3 protein-coding genes and 1 pseudogene are annotated in these 2833 nt (G+C 68.8%); all 4 read right to left on the reverse strand.

Annotated elements, in window-relative coordinates; genetic code table 11:
- Window positions 1-74 precede the first annotated feature (74 nt).
- The gene (locus tag AC08OP_RS23595) at window positions 75-1217 is read right to left on the reverse strand and encodes a site-specific integrase (protein WP_476616176.1); all 1143 of its coding nucleotides are present in this window, start codon (window positions 1215-1217) and stop codon (window positions 75-77) included.
- Window positions 1218-1464: 247 nt separating this feature from the next.
- Entirely contained in the window at window positions 1465-2484 is a 1020-nt protein-coding gene (locus AC08OP_RS23600; RefSeq protein ID WP_476616177.1) for a tyrosine-type recombinase/integrase, read from the reverse strand.
- Between the two features lie 61 nt (window positions 2485-2545).
- Window positions 2546-2662: pseudogene (locus AC08OP_RS23605) on the reverse strand (site-specific integrase); the annotation flags it as partial.
- A gap of 1 nt (window position 2663) precedes the next feature.
- Window positions 2664-2828, reverse strand: a complete 165-nt coding sequence (locus AC08OP_RS23610; RefSeq protein WP_476616178.1) for a helix-turn-helix domain-containing protein — start codon at window positions 2826-2828, stop codon at window positions 2664-2666.
- Window positions 2829-2833 lie beyond the last annotated feature (5 nt).

Genomic DNA, 2833 nt, shown 5'->3' on the forward strand with positions numbered 1-2833 from the left:
TGAAGACCACCCGGACACTGTGGCCGTGCGCGAGACACTATCCGCCCTCGACACGGATTCCTGAACGCGGCGGGTCAGAACGCCAACGCGGTGAGGGTCTCCGCGGCCCCCGGATTCGAGACCTTGCGGCCGAGGTAGGTGCTCAGCGTCAGCGATGGGTTCTGGTGACCGAGGACATCGGCGATCTGGCGGGGTGAGTGCCCGTCCTCGTCCAACAAGGTCGCGACAGACTTTCGTCCGAACAGGTGAGAGGTCAGTCCGGGGAATCCGGCGTCCGTGACCGCGTCGCGGATGTCGGCCTGCGTGTTGCTCGGGTCCCGTAGGCCACCCTTCGGCGCCGGGAACACGATGTCCGACGGGGCCTGTCCCGCGTGCCGGGCGCGCAGCATCCCCACCGCCCACCCCGGAATCAGGAGCAGCCGGTGTCCCGCCTTGGACTTCGGGCGAGGCTTGTTGATCAGACCCTGCCCCGGCACCCGCACAACCGTGGACCGGATCTCGATGGTGCCCGCGTCCAGGTCGACCGCGTTCCAGACCAGGCCGCAGATCTCCCCGATCCGCGCGCCCGACGCCATCAGCGCGTCGACCAGGTCCGGGATGTCACGGCGCCGGGCCCGCTCGTCATAGGTCAGCAGCGCCCGCAACTGCCGGAGCTGTGCGAGGCTCAGTGACCGCGGTGCCGGCTTCGGGGTGATCCGGGCGATCGGGCCCGCGTCGCGGACCAGGTTGCGGTCCAGAGCGTCCACACGGGCCGCCATGGCGCACATGCCCGACATCACCGCGCGGGCCATCTTCGCCGTGCCGGGGCCGCTCTTGTCCGTGACCGCCGCCAGGAAGCGGTCCACGAGCCCGACCGTGAGCTGACGGACCTTCACCTCACCGAGGGCCGGGTACACGTGCCGATCCAGCGTGCCGCGGTAGGCCGAGATCGTGTTGGGGGATAGGTCCCGCTTACCCATGGCGACGAACCATGCCTCCCCGAGGACCTTCACCGCGGTGTCCCCGGTGATGTCGCCGTCCCCGATGGCGACCCGTACGCGGTCACGCAGAGCACGCCGCAACGCCTGTTCCGCGGCGGCTTTGGAGGTGCCGCTACGTTCCACCTCGCGACGGACGCCGTCATGATCGCGGTAGAAGCAGCGTGCGCGGACGCCATTCGTTGTCGTGCTGAAAAAGATCTTCCCGCCGGTGCCGAGGTCCATCGCCGGACGCGCCATGCCCCACCGTCCACATCGTCAGGATGTCGGAGAACGGTCGTAAGCATAGCTTGATCATCCCGTACAAATCCCGTACTTTGGCTGATCAAAAACGCTGAGAGTCGACCATTCATCGTCTGCCGGAACGGCTGGAGGTGCAGGTCATGACAGGTTTTGGAAGGGGTCGGCGAATATCGAAAACACGTAAATGCTAATCCGTCGGTCGTGGGTTCGAGCCCCACCCGCCCCACATCCGCATCATCCCAGGTCAGGCAGGCTTTTTCGCCGGCCCGCGGCGCGCCCTGGTGGCCTTTCGATCACGGCTGGTCCGCACTGAGTCCGCAGGTGTCCGCAGGCCGTCCGCGTTGCTGGCGGACGTAAGCGTGGGGTTTCCGTGGGGCTGGGCCGCTCCGGCGGCCTGGTCGAGGCGGTCCGCGAGCGCGTCGAGGTCGTCCGCGAACAGCCCGGCGTAGACGTCGAGGGTCATGGCCGCCGAGGCGTGGCCGAGCATCCGCTGTACGGCCTTGACGTTCGCGCCGGCCGCGACCGCCAGCGACGCCGCGGTGTGCCGCAGCTCGTGCGGGGTGAGCCCGGGAAGACTCGCGTCGATCGCCGCCTGGTCGAAGACGTCCCGGCGGAAGTTGTTGTTGCGCAGCACCCCGCCGCCGCGTGCTGTGAAGACGAGATCGTCAGGCCCTTTGCCGGCGAGGTGTCCGGCGAGCGCGTTGGCAAGGAAGCGGGGGATGGGGACGCTGCGGCGCTGGTGGCTCTTGGGGGTGTCGAAGACGAGATGCCCTTCGACCTCCGTCACCGACTCGGCGACCTCCAGACGACGGCGCAGCAGGTTGACCCGCCGGACGCGCAGCGCGGCGAGTTCGCCCCAGGGCAGGCCGGTGTACGCCAGGGTGTAGATCACCAGCCCGTCCGTCTCGCCGCAGGCCGTGGCCATCGCCTTGACCTGGCTGTGGTCGAGGAAGAGCTTGTCCGGGATCCGCGCCGGTGGGAGCCGCACTCCCTTTGCCGGATTGCGGACGATCCGGTTGTCCTTCACCGCCAGGTCGAGCATCAGCGACAGCACCCGGTAGGCCTGCCGGACGGAGGACGGCGACAGGCCGTCTGCCGAAAGTTCGGTGATCCAGGTGGCCACGTCCGCGTGCGAGACGGCGGACAGCGGCGTGCGGCCCCAGCGCGGGAGCACCTGACGGCGGAGGAGACCGGCGTACCGGGCGCGGGTGGTCTGCTTCAGTTGGCCGAGGGTGCCCGTCCACCGTTGCGACCAGTCCTCCACGGTGATCCGGGCCGCGGGCCGGGTCGACCCATTCGCCGCGAGTTTTCGCCGTCTCGACGCCGGCAAGCCAGCGTTCCGCGTCGACCTTCCGGTCGAAGTGCCGGGCGTGCTCCTTGCCGGACGGGTCGCGGTACCGGGCCCGCCATTTTCCATCGGGACGTTTCTTCACACTCGCCATCTCACGCCGCTTTCTGGGTGTCGAGCCACTGCCGGATATTGGTCGGGTCGTAGCGCAGCCACCGGCCGACGCGGTAGCAGGAAGGGCCGATGCCCCGATGCCGCCACTGGTACAGCGTCGAGACCGGAACGCCGAGATACTCGGCTGTCTCCTCGGCCGACCACAGCCGCT

It is taken from the genome of Frankia sp. CeRuru1, from assembly GCF_977966315.1.

Coding starts and splice junctions, on each gene's coding strand:
- AC08OP_RS23595 (WP_476616176.1), bottom strand. CDS start 1,217: ATGGCGCGTCCGGCGATGGACCTCGGCACCGGCGGGAAGATCTTTTTC.